Here is a 14,450-nt window from a genome sequence, read left to right as displayed (position 1 = left end):
CTACTCGCCGGCCGCCGCGCGGCGCTCGGCCTGGTGGATGCGCCAGCGCGCCAGCATCTTGGGCAGCTCCTGCTGCATGAAGTCGAAGAAGTCGGCCGTCTCGGAGACCCGACGCCCGGCCGGGGTGTCGGGGCCGAGCACCTTCGCGCCGTCGCGCATCGTGCTCTCCCAGCGGGCGATCATCTGGTCGCGGCGGGTCAGGGTCTCGTACCAGACCTCGTTGTAGAGCCGGTAGCGATCGCGCCGGGAGCCCGGCTCGCGCTCGCGTACCACCATGTCGACCTGGGAGAGGTAGCGGATCGCGCCCGAGACGGCGGCCGGGCTGATCCGCAGCCGCTCGGCGAGCTCGGCGGAGGTGAGGGCGCCGGAGTCGGAGACGAGCAGCGCCGCGAAGACCCGGGCGCCCATCCGCTGCATCCCGGCCTCGGTCAGGTCGGCCGCGAACCGCTCGACGAACCGCGACACCGCCTCTTCGTCCCGCGTCTCACCCGGCGCGCCGTCCGGCCCCTTGCTCTCCCTCACCGCTTCGTCATCTCCCCTCTTCAACACGCCTCTTCAGCACGTCCCTTCAACACGTCCCCACAAGTTTATACGATTCCTTAACTTCACAAATTTGTGAATCTAGCGTAGCTTCGGAAACATGAAGACGGCAATCTCCGCGTCCGGCCTCCACAAGTCGTTCGGCCGGATCCACGCGCTGGATGGCCTCGACCTCGAAGTCGAGGCAGGTGAGGTCCATGGCTTCCTCGGCCCCAACGGCGCCGGGAAGTCCACGACCATCCGGGTCCTCCTCGGCCTGCTCCGTGCCGACGCCGGCGCGGCGCAACTGCTGGGCAAGGACCCCTGGCACGACGCGGTCGGCCTCCACCGCCACATCGCGTACGTCCCCGGAGACGTCACCCTGTGGCGCAACCTGAGCGGTGGAGAGGTCATCGACCTGTACGGGCGGCTGCGCGGCGGGCTGGACACCGCCCGGCGGGCCGAGCTCCTGGAGCGGTTCGAACTCGACCCCACCAAGAAGGGCCGTACCTACTCCAAGGGCAACCGCCAGAAGGTCGCCCTGGTCGCCGCGTTCGCCTCCGATGTCGAGCTGCTGATCCTCGACGAGCCGACCTCCGGGCTCGACCCGCTCATGGAGGAGGTCTTCCGCGACTGTGTCGCCGAGGAGAGGAACCGTGGCCGCACGGTGCTGCTCTCCAGCCATATCCTCAGCGAGGTCGAGGCGCTGTGCGACCGGGTCAGCATCATCCGCAAGGGCCGGCGGGTGGAGTCCGGTTCGCTCGCCCAGCTGCGCCATCTGACCCAAACGTCGGTGACCGCCGAGCTGGCCGGCCGGCCGAGCGGCCTGGCCACCCTCCCCGGCGTGCACAACCTGGACATCCAGGACCGGCGGGTCACGCTCCAGGTCGACTCGGACAAGCTCGATGCCGTACTGCGCCGGCTCACCGAGGCCGGGGTACGCAGCCTCATCTCCACCCCGCCCACCCTGGAGGAGCTGTTCCTCCGTCACTACCAAAACGACGCCGCGCACACGGAAGCCGAGGCGATCGTCCGATGACCGCCGTAGCCGACGCGCCGGTCACCCGCCGTGCCCGCGGATCGGCCAGAGACCTGACCGGCACGGGCGCCCTGCTGCGGCTCGCGCTGCGCCGCGACCGGATCATGATGCCGGTGTGGGTGCTGTGCCTGGGGCTGACCGCCGGCAGCACCGTCGGCCGGCTCAAGAGCGCGTACGACACCCCCGCCCGGCGTGCCGAGCTCGTCCATGACATGAATGCGAACGGGTCGACCCGGGCGCTGTTCGGGGCCGCCTTCGACGATTCGCTCGGCGCCCTCACGGTCTGGCGGGTGGGCGCCTTCCTCACGGCATTCGCCGCGATCATGAGCGTGCTCATCGTGATCCGGCACACCCGCGAGGAGGAGGAGACCGGCCGTCAGGAGGCGCTGTCCGCCTGCGTGGTCGGCCGTCGCGCGGGTCTCACCTCGGCCCTGCTGGCCGTGACCATCGCCAATGGCGCCGTCACCCTTCTGATCACGGGCAGCCTCGCGGGCCGGGGCGGCACCGGGGCGCTCGCCCTGGGGCTCGCCGTCGGCCTGTCCGGTATGGCCTTCGGCGGTCTGGCCGCCGTCGCCGCCCAGGTCACCGAGAACGCACGGCTGGCCCGGGGGCTGACCTGCGCCGCCGTCGGCGTCGCCTTCGTCCTGCGGATGGCGGGCGACGCCGCCGAGGACGGCTCGAAGGGCTCCGGCCACCTGCTGGTCTGGCTCTCGCCCCTCGGCTGGGCGGAGTACGCCCGGCCGTTCGCGGACGAGCGGTGGTGGCCGCTGCTGCTGATCGCCGTTCTCGCCGCCGCCTCCATCGCCCTCGCCTGCTCGCTCGTGGGCCGCCGTGACGTGGGCGCCAGCTTCTACGCCGGCCGCCCCGGCCCCCCGGCCGCCGGCTCGCTGCTGAGGGGCGTCTACGGTCTGGGCTGGCGCCTGCAGCGCGGTGCGCTGCTCGGCTGGGCGGCGGGCTTCGTCTTCGCGGGCGCCGTCTTCGGCTCCATCTCCAGCAGTGCCGACGACTTCCTCGGCGACAGCGACCAGACCCGCGACATCATCCAGCGCATGGGCGGCGCCCAGGGACTCAACGACGCCTTCCTGGCCTCCATGGTCGGCATCCTCGGCACCGCCCTCACGGTCTACACCGCAGGCTCCGTGCTGCGGCTGCGCGGCGAGGAGACCGACCAGCGCGCGGAGCCGCTGCTGTCCAACGCCGTCAGCCGGCTGCGCTGGGCCGGAAGCCACCTGGTCATCGCCTGTCTCGGCCCGATCGTCATCCTCACGGCCGGCGGTCTGGCCCTGGGCCTGGGCTACGGCATCGCCGCGGACGACCTGGCCGAACAGCTCCCCCGCGTCCTGGCCGCCACGCTCGCCCAGGCGCCGGCGCTGTGGGTGCTCACCAGCCTGACGCTCTTCCTCATCGGTGTGGTGCCGAAGTACTCGGCCGCGGCCTGGGGTTTCGTCGGCTGGGTGGTCGCCGTGGGCTGGATGGGCCCGGCGCTCAGGGTCTCCCCGTCGATCATGAACACCTCCCCCTTCAGCCATCTGCCGAAGCTGCCGGGCGGGCATGTCACGGCCGCGCCCTTCCTGTGGCTGCTGCTCCTGTCGGCCGTTCTGGGCGCCGCGGGTCTGGTGGGTCTGCGCCGCCGCGACATCGGCGGCTGACTCCTTCGCCACGCGGGCCCGTTGCCCACAGGCTGTGGACAACGGGCCCGTGCGCGTATCCCCGCCTCGTAGCCCCGCCGCTCAGACCTCGACCAGCAACTCCGTCAGCCCTCGGATCACAAACCCCGGCCGCCACTCCGGCTCCCTCACCAGCCGCAGATCCGGGGCCTTGCGGAACAGGGTCCCGAAGGAGGCGATGAGCTCCCGGCGGGCCAGCGGGGCGCCGAGGCAGTAGTGGATCCCGGCGCCAAAGCTGACATGGGGGTTGTCGGCGCGGGAGAGATCGAGCCTGTCGGGCTCGCCGAAGCGGGCCGGATCGCGGTTGGCCGAGCCGAAGAGCAGCGCGACCTCGCTGCCGCGCGGGATGACGGTGCCGCCCACCTCGATGTCATCGAGGACCCAGCGCTCGAAGAGCTGCAACGGGGTGTCGTAGCGCAGCAGTTCATCCACGGCCGTGGGCAGGAGCGCGTCGGGGGCGGCGCGCAGCAGGGCGAGCTGCTCGGGGTTGCGGAAGAGCGCCCACCAGCCGTTGCCCGTGGTGTTGACCGTGGCCTCGTGGCCCGCGTTGAGCAGCAGCACACAGGTGGAGATCATCTCCTGCTCGGAGAGCCGGTCGCCCTCGTCGTGCGCGGCGATCAGCGCGCTGATCAGATCCTCGCCCGGGGCCTTGCGGCGGGCGGCGATCAGCTCCCGCAGATAGGCGGAGAACTCCAGCGAGGCGCGGACGGCCCGGCGTGCGGTCTCCTCGCCGGGGTTCAGCTCGTACATCCCGCAGATGGCGGCCGACCAGGGCCGCAGCGCGCCACGGTCGGCGGGCGGAATGCCGAGCATCTCGGCGATGACGGCCACGGGCAGCGGTTCGGCGACCGTCGCGATGAGGTCGCCGCCTCCGGAGGCGAGGAGGGAGTCCACCAGCTCTTCCGCGAGCCGCTCGACGGTCGGCACCAGCGCCTCGACCATACGCGGGGTGAACGCCTTGGAGACCAGGCGGCGCAGCCGGGTGTGGTCGGGCGCCTCCAGATCCAGCATGCCGTGGTCATTGAGGGTGTGGAACGGCTCGTGCTCGGGCGGCGGGGCGGTGCGGCCGAACTCCTCATGGCTGAACCGGTGCAGATAGGTGCGGCCGAGCCGGCGGTCGGTCAGCAGGGCACGGACGTCCTCGTGGTGCGGGATGAGCCATTGCCGGGACGGCGCGAAGTAGTGCGCACGGCCGCGCTCGCGCAGTGCGGCGTACGCCGGATACGGATCGGCGACGAACGACGGCTGCCACGGGTCGAAGGCGGGGGCCGGGGGTGCGCTGCTCATCCTCGGACGGTACCGCCCGGCCCGCTCGGCCTCCAGAGGGTGACCGGACAGGCGTCACCGCGTGACCATGCGGGCGATCTCGTCGGCGACCGTCCGCGCGGCGGCGGTGGTCGGGTCGATCGGCGGAAAGTGCCCGCCGCCGGTCCGCACCACCCGCACCGGCTGTCCGGCGCGTGCCGCGGCCGCCGCGAAGGCGTCCGCGACCCGCGGCGGCACGTCGATGTCGGCGTCGCCCTGCACGAGGGTGGTGGGCACGGCGGTGGGCAGCAGCGCGGCCGGATCGGCGAGCGCCAGCCGGGCCGTCAGCTCATCGCCGTCACCGAGGAGTTCTGCGACGGCACCGGAGCAGACACCCAGCGCGTGGGCCGTGGCGAGGTCCGCGATGGGGGCGAGGGCGACGACACCGAGGAGCGGTGCGGGCGAGGCCGGAGGCCAGGGCGTGCCGGGCGGCAGCCGGTGCCGGGCCGCCGCCCACAGCGCCGCATGGCCTCCGGCGGAGTGCCCGGCGAGCACGACCCGGTCCGTATCGACGCCGGGGAGGCCGAGCCCCCGGGCGAGACGCGGCACGATGTCCACGGCGGCGGCGATGTCATCGAAGGTCTCCGGCCACCGCCCGGCCCGCGCCGGACCCACTGGCGCGGGTCCGGCGGTTTCCGCGGCGGCGCCACGGCGGTACTCCACGGACGCGACCGCGAAGCCCCGCTGCGCCAGGAACGCGGCGAACGGCGACAGATGGCGGCGGTCGTAGGGGGCGCGCCAGGCGCCGCCGTGGAAGAGCAGCACCAGCGGGGCGGGACGGCCATTCCCGGGGTAGGCAACCTCCGGGCGGGCATCCGGGCAGGCAGCCTCCGGGCGGGCAGCCTCGGGGCGGGCATCCGGGCGGGCAGCCTCCGGGCGGGCAGCCGGGCAGGCAGCCTCCGGGCGGGCAGCCTCCGGGCGGGCAACCGGGCAGGCAGCCTCCGGGCGGGCAACCTCCGGGCGGGCAGCCTCCGGGCGGGCAGCCGGGCGGGGCAGGTAGAAGTCCACCACCTGATCCCGGTGTTCGCCGTACCCCGCGGTCACCTCCGGCCGTACCGGGTCGAGCCCGAAGAGGGACGCCTCCTCGGCGGCTGCCGTCTCCATCGGCTACGCCAACCCCGTCAGCGCATTCCCCAGCACCCGCGCCGCCCACTCCACCTCCGCGAAGCCCGTGTACAGCGGGGTGAAGCCGAAGCGCAGCACATCGGGGCGGCGGAAGTCAGCGACCACGCCGCGCCTCACGAGCTCCGCCATCACCTCGCCCGCGTCCGGGCACCGCAGCGCGACCTGGCTGCCGCGCTCCGGGTGCGGGCCGGGGGTGAGGCACTGGACGCGGCCCGCCGGGACGTAGGTGTCGACGCAGCGCAGGAAGAAGTCGGTCAGGGCCAGGCTCTTGGCGCGCACGGCCTCGATCGCGACGTCGTCCCACACCTCCAGCGCGGCCTCCAGCGCCAGCATGGAGAGGATGTCCGGCGTGCCGACCCGGCCGCGGGCCGCCCCGTGGGCCGGGGTGTAGGCGGGGGCCATGGCGAAGGGGTCGGCGTGGGAGTTCCAGCCGGGGAGCGGGGAGTCGAAGCGGGGCTGGTGCTCGTGGGCGACGTACAGGTAGGCGGGCGCGCCGGGCCCGCCGTTGAGGTACTTGTACGTGCAGCCGACCGCGAGGTCCACTCCGTGCGCGTCGAGGCCGACCGGCAGCGCGCCGGCGCTGTGGCACAGGTCCCAGACCACCAGGGCGCCCGCCGCGTGGACGGCGGCCGTCGTCCCGGGCAGGTCATGGAGGCGGCCGGTCCGGTAGTCGACGTGGTTGACGAGCGCGACGGCGGTGCGGGGGCCGACGGCCGTGGGGACCTCGGCCGCCTCGACCGGCCGTAGCGTGCAGCCGGTCATGCGGGCGGCGGACTCGGCGATATAGCCGTCGGTGGGGAAGGTGGCCTCGTCCACGAGGATCTGGTCGCGGTGGGCCCCGCGCTCCTGGGCGATCCGTACGGCGGCGACGACCGCCTTGAAGACGTTCACGCTCGTCGAGTCGCCCACCACCACCTGGCCGGGCGCGGCGCCGACGAGCCGGCCGACGCGGTCGCCGATCCGCTCCGGCGCGGTCCACCAGCCGCTCTCCTCCCAGGAGCGGATGCGCAGGGCGCCCCATTCGCGGGAGACGACATCGGCCAGCCGGCCGGGGACGGCGCGGGGCAGCGCGCCGAGCGAGTTGCCGTCGAGGTAGACGGTGTCGTCGAGGGTGAAGGCGGCGCGCTTGGCGCGCAGTTCGTCGGCCGCGTCGAGCGTCGCGGCCTCGTCCTTCAGCACGTCCGGGATCGTGGCCTCGGGGTCAGACATGGCTGCGCGCCGTCCACAGCTCGGGGAAGACGTTCTTGGTGGCGCGCTTCTCCAGCCACGCGACCCCCGCGGAGCCGCCGGTGCCGGTCTTGGCGCCCATGGCCCGCCGGGTCGCCACCAGGTGGTCGTTGCGCCAGCGCCACACCAGCTCGGCGACCTCGGTGAGCGCCTCGCCGAGCCGCATCAGCTCGTCCTCGCGCGGGCCGGAGCCGGAGTAGATCTCCTGCCAGACCCGCTCCACCCCGGGGTCCGGCTCGTACCGCAGCGACGGGTCGCGGCGCAGCACGGCGGCGGGGACGTCGAGACCGCGGCGGGCGAGATGGCGCAGCACCTCGTCGTAGAGGCTGGGCTCGGTCAGCGCCTTCTCCAGCTCGGCGTGGACGCGCGGTGCGCCGCGGTGGGGGACGAGCATGGACGCGGACTTCTCGCCGAGCAGGAATTCCAGCCGCCGGTACATCGCCGACTGGAAGCCGGAGCCGTCGCCGAGCGCGGAGCGGTAGGCGTTGAACTGACCCGGGGTGAGGTGCGCGAGCGGCTCCCAGGACGCGTTCAGCGACTCCAGCTCGTAGGTGGAGCGCTTCAGCGCGGCCATCGCCGTGGGCAGATCGTCCTCGCGCAGCGCCTGGGCGGCGGTGTGCCACTCATGGACGATGACGGTGAACCACAGCTCCATCACCTGGGTGGTGACCAGGAAGACCATCTCGCCGGGGTCGTCGGAGAGCGGGTGCTGGAGGTGGGTGAGCACGGAGGCCCGGACGTAGTCCTCGTACGGGGTGGTGCCCTGGAAGTCCAGATGCGGGGCGTCCGGCTCGGCTTCCTGGTGCGGGGCGTGCGGGGCGGCAGGCTGCTGTGACATCTCTGTCTCCTGAGTACTGCGTGCTACCGGGTAGCGGTCCGCCCCTTCCTCTCGGTCTCGGAGCCCCGGTCCCCTCAGGGCCCACAGCCGATGGGTCCTCCACGCATCATCGGGGCCACGCGCATGTGCCGCAAGTACGGCAAGGGGCCTGTGGGGGATGACGACACCCCCACAGGCCCCTCCGCCACACAGGCCCTCGGCCGCTACGGCCCTGCGGGCCCGCCGCGGCTCAGGAGAGCGTGTCCGCCGCGGTGGGCGAGCTCTCGCGCAGGAAGGCCGAGCAGCGCTCGTACTCCTCCTGCTCACCGATCGACTGCGCGGCGCGCGCGAGCGCGTGCAGGGCACGCAGGAAGCCGCGGTTCGGCTCGTGCTCGAAGGGCACCGGACCGTGGCCCTTCCAGCCGCTGCGACGCAGGGCGTCGAGTCCGCGGTGGTAGCCGGTGCGGGCGTACGCGTACGACTCGACCACCCGGCCGGCCTCGAACGCCTCGTCGGCGAGCTGGGCCCAGGCGAGCGAGGAGGCCGGGTACTTCGCGGCGACCTCGGCGGGGGCCGCGCCGGAGGCGAGCAGCTCCCGGGGCTCCGGGTCGTCGGGCAGATGGGTCGGGGGCGGTCCCCCGAGCAGGTTCTCGTGAATGGCCATGGGTTCCAGTCTGCCTGGTCCGGGCACCTGTCCGACACGCTCCGGCCACGGCGGTCCGTCGATCCCGGGGCGCGGTGGCGAGCACCGGATCGCGTTCCGGCGGCGCGCGCCCGTCCGGCCGCGGGCGCGTCAGCCGCGTTTCGGGCGCTCCCCGGGGTCCAGGGGCGGCGCGAAGACGCCGCAGTGGTAGGCGCACTCGGGACGGCAGGGGGGCTCCACAGGCTGCTCCCCGGGACGCTCACCGGGACGCTCCTTGGGCCGTTCCGCCGCCTCCTCGGCCTCCGGAGGCGCCACCCCCGCCTGCCGCAGCGCGTCGGCCCGCACGGTGCGCCAGGCGATGAGCGCGCCCACCACCAGCACCGCCGCGCAGATCGGCATCGCCCGCCGGAAGGACTCCGAGAACAGGACCGCGGACCGGTACGCCTCCGGGCCCATCCCGGCCAGCAGCGGCAGCGCCGCCACCGCGATCAGCCCGGCCGCCCGCGCCGCCGCGTTGTTGATGCCGCTGGCCAGGCCCGCGCGGCCGACGTCCACCGAGGCCAGGACGGTCGCGGTGAGCGGCGCGACCAGCACCACCATGCCCAGGCCCATCACCAGCAGCGCGGGCAGAATGTCCCGCCAGTAGACCGCCCCCACCCCCGCCCGTGTCATCAGCAGCATCGCGACCGCGCACAGCAGCGGCCCGACGGTCAGCGGGATGCGCGGCCCGATGCGCTTGCCCAGCTCCCCCGAGCGGGCCGACAGCAGCAGCATCAGCACGGTGGTGGGCAGCAGCGCGGTGCCGGCGATGAGCGCGGAGTAGCCCACGACCACCTGGAGCTCCACCACCGTCAGGAAAAAGAAGCCCCCGAAGGCCGCGTAGACGCACAGGGTCACCGCGTTGACGGCGCTGAACTGCCGGGAGGAGAAGATGGTGAGCGGCAGCATCGGATCGGGGCGCCTGCGCTCCACCTGGAAGAAGGCCACGCCCAGCAGCAGCCCGAGGACGGCCGGCACCACCACGGCGGGCGAGGTGCCCCGCTGCGGCGCGGCGATCAGCGCGTAGGTCACCAGGCCGAGCGACAGCGCGCCCAGCACGGCGCCCACGACGTCGAACCGGCCGCGCGCCCGCGGATCGCGGGTCTCCGGGACGTGACGCAAAGCGACCGGCACGCATACCGCCGCGAGCGGCACATTGAGGAAGAACACCCAGCGCCAGCCGGGCCCGTCCACCAGCCAGCCGCCCAGGAACGGTCCGATCGCCGCCCCCACCCCGCCGAACCCGGACCACAGCCCGACAGCCCGCGCCCGGTCGTCGGGGTGGATGACCGACTGGATCAGCGCGAGCGAGCCGGGGGTGAGCAGCGCCCCGCCGATGCCCTGGAGCGCACGGGCGCCGATGAGCACCGCGGCGTTCGGCGCCACCCCGCACAGCAGCGAGGCGAGGGCGAACCACACCACCCCCACGACGAACACCCGCCGCCGCCCGAACCGGTCCCCGAGCGCCCCGCCGAGCAGGATCAGCCCGGCGAGGGTGAGCATGTAGGCGTTGACGGTCCACTGCAGGACGGCCAGATCGGCGCCCAGGTCGAGCCCGATGCGCGGCAGCGCCACGTTGACGACGGTGCTGTCGAGCAGCGCCATGGCCGACCCCAGCACGGTGGTGAGCACGACCCAGCGCCCGGCCGGTGCCGATAGCCGGACGCCTGTCGGCGGCTCGGGCGCGGTGCCGCTCATACCTGGATCATCCCCGCCTTCCCGGTGGTGGGCAATCGGCAACGCGAACGGGCCCGACGGCTCGCCGTGGGGCGAGACGCCGGGCCCGGGAAACGCTCGGTGTCGCTTCAGCGCCGTGTTACTTCAGCGCGGTGTTACTTCAGCGCGGTGTTGCTTCAGCGCCGTGTTGCTTCAGCGCCGTGTCACTTCAGCTTGGTGCCGGTCGAGCGCAGGTCCGCACACGCCTTGGTGACGCGCTCGGCCATGCCCTTCTCGGCCAGCTTGCCCCAGCTCCGCGGGTCGTACTGCTTCTTGTTGCCGACCTCGCCGTCGACCTTCAGCACACCGTCGTAGTTGCGGAACATGTGGTCCGCGACCGGGCGGGTGAAGGCGTACTGGGTGTCGGTGTCGAGGTTCATCTTCACGACGCCGTTCTCCAGCGCGACGCGGATCTCCTCCTCCGTGGAGCCGGAGCCGCCGTGGAAGACGAAGTAGAACGGGTCCTTCTTGCCGTACTTCGCGCCGACGCCGTCCTGGAGCTCACGCAGCAGGTCCGGGCGCAGCACGACATTGCCCGGCTTGTAGACGCCGTGGACGTTGCCGAAGGAGGCGGCCAGCAGGTAGCGGCCCTTGTCGCCCAGGCCGAGGGCCTCGGCGGTGCGCAGGGCGTCCTCGACCGTCGTGTACAGCTCGTCGTTGATCTCGTGCGAGACGCCGTCCTCCTCGCCACCGGTCGGGGTGATCTCGACCTCGAGGATGATCTTCGCCTTGGCGGCCTCGGCGAGCAGCTCCTGCGCGATGCGGAGGTTCTCGTCGAGCGTCTCGGCGGAGCCGTCCCACATGTGGGACTGGAACAGCGGGTTCTGCCCCTTGGCGACGCGCTCCTGGGAGATCTTGAGCAGCGGGCGGACATAGCCGTCCAGCTTGTCCTTGGGGCAGTGGTCGGTGTGCAGGGCGATGTTGACGGGGTACTTCTCGGCGACCACGTGGGCGAACTCGGCGAGCCCGACCGCGCCGGTCACCATGTCCTTCTTGTACTGGCCACCCAGGAACTCGGCACCACCGGTGGAGATCTGGACGATGCCGTCGCTCTCCGCCTCGGCGAAGCCACGCAGGGCGGCATGCAGAGTCTGCGTCGAGGTCACATTGATCGCCGGGTAGGCGAACTTGCCTGCCTTCGCCCGGTCGAGCATCTCGTTGTAGATCTCAGGGGATGCGATGGGCATCTGTCCGCTCCTTGTGATGTGCGGGTGAGGATTCTTGGCCCTGACCTAGGGGGCGACATCATCGTCGGGGTCATCTTCCCAGATCCGGGCGATTGCTCCACCCGGCGCACCCCGGGACCACACGGACGGGGGGTGGGCGGTTTCACGTGAAACCACCCAGTCCCATCATCGCAGGTCAGCTCAGGCCGAGATCGGCGAGCGAGTACGCCGGCACGTAAGGGAGCCCGGCCTCGGCGATCGCCGGGGCGGCGCCGCGCTCGACGATCGTGGCGACCGCGACCACCTCCGCGCCCGCCTCGCGCGCCGCCTCGACGGCGGTCAGCGGCGAGCCTCCGGTGGTGGAGGTGTCCTCGACCACCAGCACCCGCCGCCCCGTGATGTCCGGACCCTCGATCCGGCGCTGCATACCGTGGGTCTTCTGAGCCTTGCGCACGACGAACGCGTCGAGCCGGCGCCCACGCGCGGCCGCCGCGTGCAGCATGGACGTGGCCACCGGGTCGGCGCCCAGCGTCAGCCCGCCCACCGCGTCGTACTCCAGGTCGGCCGTGGCATCGAGCATGACCTGCCCGACCAGGGGCGCGGCCTCGGCGTCCAGGGTGATCCGGCGCAGGTCGATGTAGTAGTCGGCCTCGCGACCGGAGGAGAGGGTCACCTTGCCGTGGACCACGGCCTTGTCCTTGATCTGCTGCAGCAGGGCGTCACGCGCATCGCTCATGCGACCGAGCTTAGGCGGTCTCCCGGACCACCCCTACGCCAGTTCCCGCCAGCTCCAGGTCATGGAGATCTCCAGCGGGTCGATGGGTGTGACCAGGCGCGGCGTCGTGTTGAGGCCGTTGGGCGGACCAGACTGCGGTTCGACGCACACCGCCTCGGACTGCTCGTCGTAGACGATCACCCATTCACTCCGGCCGGTAACCTTCAGCTCCAGCCGCTCCGGCCAGGTGAGGGTGACATCCACCCCGTCCGGCATGCCGAAACAGTCGTCCCAGGGGCCGGGGCGCGGCGGGATCCGACGGCCGGTGGGGAGGTGGTCCCCGCCGCGCTCCTCCTGCCATGCGGCCGTGAAGTCGAGCTCCACATCGGCGCCACCGTCGCCCAGGTTCCGCAGAAACCACGGATGCCAGCCCGCCTGCGCCGGGAAGGAGTCGCCCTCCGTCTCCACGCTCATGGTGACGGTGAGGCCATTCGGGGACAGCTCGAAGCGCTGGGTGACCCGGCCCTCGTACGGCCAGGGGTCGGCGAGGTCGTACGTGAACACGGCGTCGGACGGCCCGGTGCTGACCGGGTGCCAGGCGGCATCCCGGCCGGTCCCGTGGATGGCGTGCGGCGGGGAGTTGACGGGCAGCTGATGGGTCCGGCCGCCGTTGCGGAACCGTCCGTGATCGACCCGGCCGCACCACGGCACCATCGGGAACGACCCGAACCGCGGGCCCTGCCGCAGCAGCTCCGTACCGCCGACGCGCAGCGAGGCGATACGGCAGCCGTTCTCGGGCGCGACGGTCAACTCGGCGTCACCGGCCGTCAGCCGTACGCCCTTGGTCTCCGTAGTCTCTTCGGTGGTCACACCCACGACCCTATGCGCCCGGGGTCACCGGCACACGCCCGATCGGCCAGGGCTCAACGTGAATGGCCGGGGCTCACCGGCGGCGGCGCAGTACCCGACGGCCGACCACGACGGCGGAGGCCAGCACCAAGGCCGCGGCGGGCGCGGCCCAGCGCAGCGCGGCCCTGGCGGAGACGGTCTCGGGCGCGGGCACGGGGGCGTAGCGGCCGCGCGGCGGGGCATGGTCGACCTCTTCGGTGGAGCGTCCGATCATCGTGCGGCGGGCGTGCGCGGCCTCGGCCGGGGGCTCGTCGTCGAGCTCCCCGAGGTCGCCGAAGCCACCGGTCTCGTCGATGGCCTCCAGGTCCTCCACGGCCCCGACGGCGTCCACATCATCGAGGTCGCCGATGTCGTCGACGTCCACATCCTCCGCCTCCGCCTCGGCCGGCAGCGGGGCCTCGCCCTCGGTGAGCGCCGTGATCGGGGACGCCTCCAGACCGGCCGCGAGCGCCCCCGCGAAACGGTCCAGCATCCGGCGGGCCACGGTGAGGGCGGCCTGCTCGTCGAACTCGGCCAGCCGCCCCTCGCTGTGGACGGTCCCGGAGCAGACCAGCTCCGTACCGCCGGTCACGGCCTTCGGCACCAGCGTCAGCGCGAGCTTGACCGAGCCGCTGCCACGCGCCTCGGTCCCCTCGCCCTCGACCTCGAAGGACCCGGCGCGCTCGACGATGCGCAGCGCGCCGCGGTACGTGATGGTGGACCCGCCGATGCGCAGCCGCAGCCGCCCGGCGAGCGGCCCCGCGGTCTCCTCCGCATCCTGCTGGAGCCCGGGGACACAGCGGGCGATGCGGTCGGGCTCCGCGAGTGCCAGCCGTACGGTGTCGACGGGGAACGGAACGAACACCTCATGCTCCATAGGTCAAGACACTACCCACCGCGCCTTGCCTGAGACCCCTTCCCGCGCAACTTTCGCCCCGCGCGTCAAGCCCACCGTTCGCCTCCGGAAGGGGCGCGGGCCCGTCCGCGCCCCGGACCCGCGTCGAGCGTCACCAACCCGGCCGGACACCCCGCGGCGCCGGGAGCCGCACAGCGGCGGGAGCCGAAGCGGGCCCGGGAGCCGAAGCAGGCGCGGGAGCCGAAGCAGGCGCGGAGCCCCACGGCGCCGGAAGCCGCACAGCGCCGGACACCCCCCGGCGGCGGGAGCCGAAGCGGGCCGCGAGCCGAAGCGGGCCCGCGAGCCCCACGGCGCCGGGCACCCCGCGGCGGCGGGAGCCGAGGCAGGCGCGGGAGCCGAGGCGGGCGCGGGAGCCCCACGGCGTCGGGAGCCGCACAGCGTCGGACAACCCGCGGCGGCGGGAGCCACACGGCGTCGGGAGCCGAAGCGGGCCCGGGAGCCCCACGGCGCCGGAAGCCGCACGGCGTCGGGAGCCGCACAGCGCCGGACAACCCGCGGCGGCGGGAGCCGAAGCAGGCGCGGGAGCCGAAGCAGGCGCGGGAGCCCCACGGCGCCGGGAGCCGAAGCGGGCGCGGAGCCCCACGGCGCCGGAAGCCGCACGGCGTCGGGAGCCGCACAGCGCCGGACAACCCGCGGCGGCGGGAGCCGAAGCAGGCGCGGGAGCCGAA

The 14,450-nt window shown here is 73.3% G+C and carries 13 protein-coding genes; 2 read left to right on the top strand and 11 right to left on the bottom strand.

What is annotated here, in order from left to right; all coding sequences use genetic code 11:
* Nucleotides 1-522, bottom strand: a complete 522-nt coding sequence (locus tag ABZU99_RS32840; RefSeq protein WP_355948539.1) for a MarR family transcriptional regulator — start codon at nt 520-522, stop codon at nt 1-3.
* 118 nt (nt 523-640) lie between these two features.
* Between ABZU99_RS32840 and ABZU99_RS32835 the strand changes: the two genes are divergently transcribed.
* Both ABZU99_RS32835 and ABZU99_RS32830 read left to right on the top strand, forming a co-directional pair.
* Nucleotides 641-1,558 (top strand): ABC transporter ATP-binding protein, encoded by a 918-nt coding sequence (locus tag ABZU99_RS32835; RefSeq protein WP_355948536.1) that lies wholly within the window; start codon nt 641-643, stop codon nt 1,556-1,558.
* Nucleotides 1,555-3,207 (top strand): ABC transporter permease, encoded by a 1,653-nt coding sequence (locus ABZU99_RS32830; RefSeq protein ID WP_355948533.1) that lies wholly within the window; start codon nt 1,555-1,557, stop codon nt 3,205-3,207. The genes ABZU99_RS32835 and ABZU99_RS32830 overlap by 4 nt, the downstream gene beginning before the upstream one ends.
* 81 nt (nt 3,208-3,288) lie before the next feature.
* Here the strand turns inward: ABZU99_RS32830 and ABZU99_RS32825 are convergent, their stop codons facing one another.
* The 10 genes from ABZU99_RS32825 to ABZU99_RS32780 all read right to left on the bottom strand — a co-directional run bounded on the left by ABZU99_RS32825 (nt 3,289) and on the right by ABZU99_RS32780 (nt 13,743).
* Nucleotides 3,289-4,512, bottom strand: a complete 1,224-nt coding sequence (locus ABZU99_RS32825; RefSeq protein ID WP_355948531.1) for a cytochrome P450 — start codon at nt 4,510-4,512, stop codon at nt 3,289-3,291.
* 54 nt (nt 4,513-4,566) lie between these two features.
* Nucleotides 4,567-5,634 (bottom strand): alpha/beta hydrolase, encoded by a 1,068-nt coding sequence (locus ABZU99_RS32820; RefSeq protein ID WP_355948529.1) that lies wholly within the window; start codon nt 5,632-5,634, stop codon nt 4,567-4,569.
* Between the two features lie 3 nt (nt 5,635-5,637).
* Nucleotides 5,638-6,864 carry a kynureninase gene (gene kynU / locus ABZU99_RS32815; RefSeq protein WP_355948526.1) on the bottom strand — a complete coding sequence of 409 codons (1,227 nt, stop codon included), beginning with the start codon at nt 6,862-6,864 and terminating at the stop codon, nt 5,638-5,640.
* Nucleotides 6,857-7,720 (bottom strand): tryptophan 2,3-dioxygenase family protein, encoded by an 864-nt coding sequence (locus ABZU99_RS32810; protein ID WP_355948524.1) that lies wholly within the window; start codon nt 7,718-7,720, stop codon nt 6,857-6,859. Before ABZU99_RS32810 ends, kynU begins: the two co-directional genes overlap by 8 nt.
* 229 nt (nt 7,721-7,949) lie before the next feature.
* Nucleotides 7,950-8,363, bottom strand: coding sequence for a DUF3151 domain-containing protein (locus ABZU99_RS32805; RefSeq protein ID WP_355948523.1), 414 nt, complete (start codon nt 8,361-8,363; stop codon nt 7,950-7,952).
* 129 nt (nt 8,364-8,492) lie between these two features.
* On the bottom strand, nt 8,493-10,079 hold the full coding sequence (locus ABZU99_RS32800) for a DHA2 family efflux MFS transporter permease subunit (protein ID WP_355948521.1): 1,587 nt from the start codon (nt 10,077-10,079) through the stop codon (nt 8,493-8,495).
* A 182-nt stretch (nt 10,080-10,261) separates the two neighbouring features.
* Nucleotides 10,262-11,284 carry a class II fructose-bisphosphate aldolase gene (gene fbaA / locus ABZU99_RS32795; protein WP_355948519.1) on the bottom strand — a complete coding sequence of 341 codons (1,023 nt, stop codon included), beginning with the start codon at nt 11,282-11,284 and terminating at the stop codon, nt 10,262-10,264.
* A gap of 175 nt (nt 11,285-11,459) precedes the next feature.
* Entirely contained in the window at nt 11,460-11,999 is a 540-nt protein-coding gene (gene pyrE, locus ABZU99_RS32790) for an orotate phosphoribosyltransferase (RefSeq protein ID WP_355948517.1), read from the bottom strand.
* Nucleotides 12,000-12,032: 33 nt separating this feature from the next.
* Nucleotides 12,033-12,848 carry an aldose 1-epimerase gene (locus tag ABZU99_RS32785; RefSeq protein ID WP_355948515.1) on the bottom strand — a complete coding sequence of 272 codons (816 nt, stop codon included), beginning with the start codon at nt 12,846-12,848 and terminating at the stop codon, nt 12,033-12,035.
* 73 nt (nt 12,849-12,921) lie between these two features.
* On the bottom strand, nt 12,922-13,743 hold the full coding sequence (locus ABZU99_RS32780; protein WP_355948513.1) for an SRPBCC domain-containing protein: 822 nt from the start codon (nt 13,741-13,743) through the stop codon (nt 12,922-12,924).
* Nucleotides 13,744-14,450: the final 707 nt, after the last annotated feature.

It is taken from the genome of Streptomyces sp. NPDC005266, assembly GCF_040607655.1.
Lineage (GTDB): Bacteria > Actinomycetota > Actinomycetes > Streptomycetales > Streptomycetaceae > Streptomyces.
The sequence above is the reverse complement of the archived record's forward strand: the minus strand, read 5'-3'. Positions and strand labels throughout refer to the sequence as shown.

Excerpts from the sequence above, each read along its gene's own strand:
- ABZU99_RS32835 (WP_355948536.1), top strand. The coding sequence starts at position 641 with ATGAAGACGGCAATCTCCGCGTCCGGCCTCCACAAGTCGTTCGGCCGG.
- ABZU99_RS32830 (WP_355948533.1), top strand. The coding sequence starts at position 1,555 with ATGACCGCCGTAGCCGACGCGCCGGTCACCCGCCGTGCCCGCGGATCG.
- ABZU99_RS32825 (WP_355948531.1), bottom strand. The coding sequence starts at position 4,512 with ATGAGCAGCGCACCCCCGGCCCCCGCCTTCGACCCGTGGCAGCCGTCG.
- ABZU99_RS32820 (WP_355948529.1), bottom strand. The coding sequence starts at position 5,634 with ATGGAGACGGCAGCCGCCGAGGAGGCGTCCCTCTTCGGGCTCGACCCG.
- kynU (WP_355948526.1), bottom strand. The coding sequence starts at position 6,864 with ATGTCTGACCCCGAGGCCACGATCCCGGACGTGCTGAAGGACGAGGCC.
- ABZU99_RS32810 (WP_355948524.1), bottom strand. The coding sequence starts at position 7,720 with ATGTCACAGCAGCCTGCCGCCCCGCACGCCCCGCACCAGGAAGCCGAG.
- ABZU99_RS32805 (WP_355948523.1), bottom strand. The coding sequence starts at position 8,363 with ATGGCCATTCACGAGAACCTGCTCGGGGGACCGCCCCCGACCCATCTG.
- ABZU99_RS32800 (WP_355948521.1), bottom strand. The coding sequence starts at position 10,079 with ATGAGCGGCACCGCGCCCGAGCCGCCGACAGGCGTCCGGCTATCGGCA.
- fbaA (WP_355948519.1), bottom strand. The coding sequence starts at position 11,284 with ATGCCCATCGCATCCCCTGAGATCTACAACGAGATGCTCGACCGGGCG.
- pyrE (WP_355948517.1), bottom strand. The coding sequence starts at position 11,999 with ATGAGCGATGCGCGTGACGCCCTGCTGCAGCAGATCAAGGACAAGGCC.
- ABZU99_RS32780 (WP_355948513.1), bottom strand. The coding sequence starts at position 13,743 with ATGGAGCATGAGGTGTTCGTTCCGTTCCCCGTCGACACCGTACGGCTG.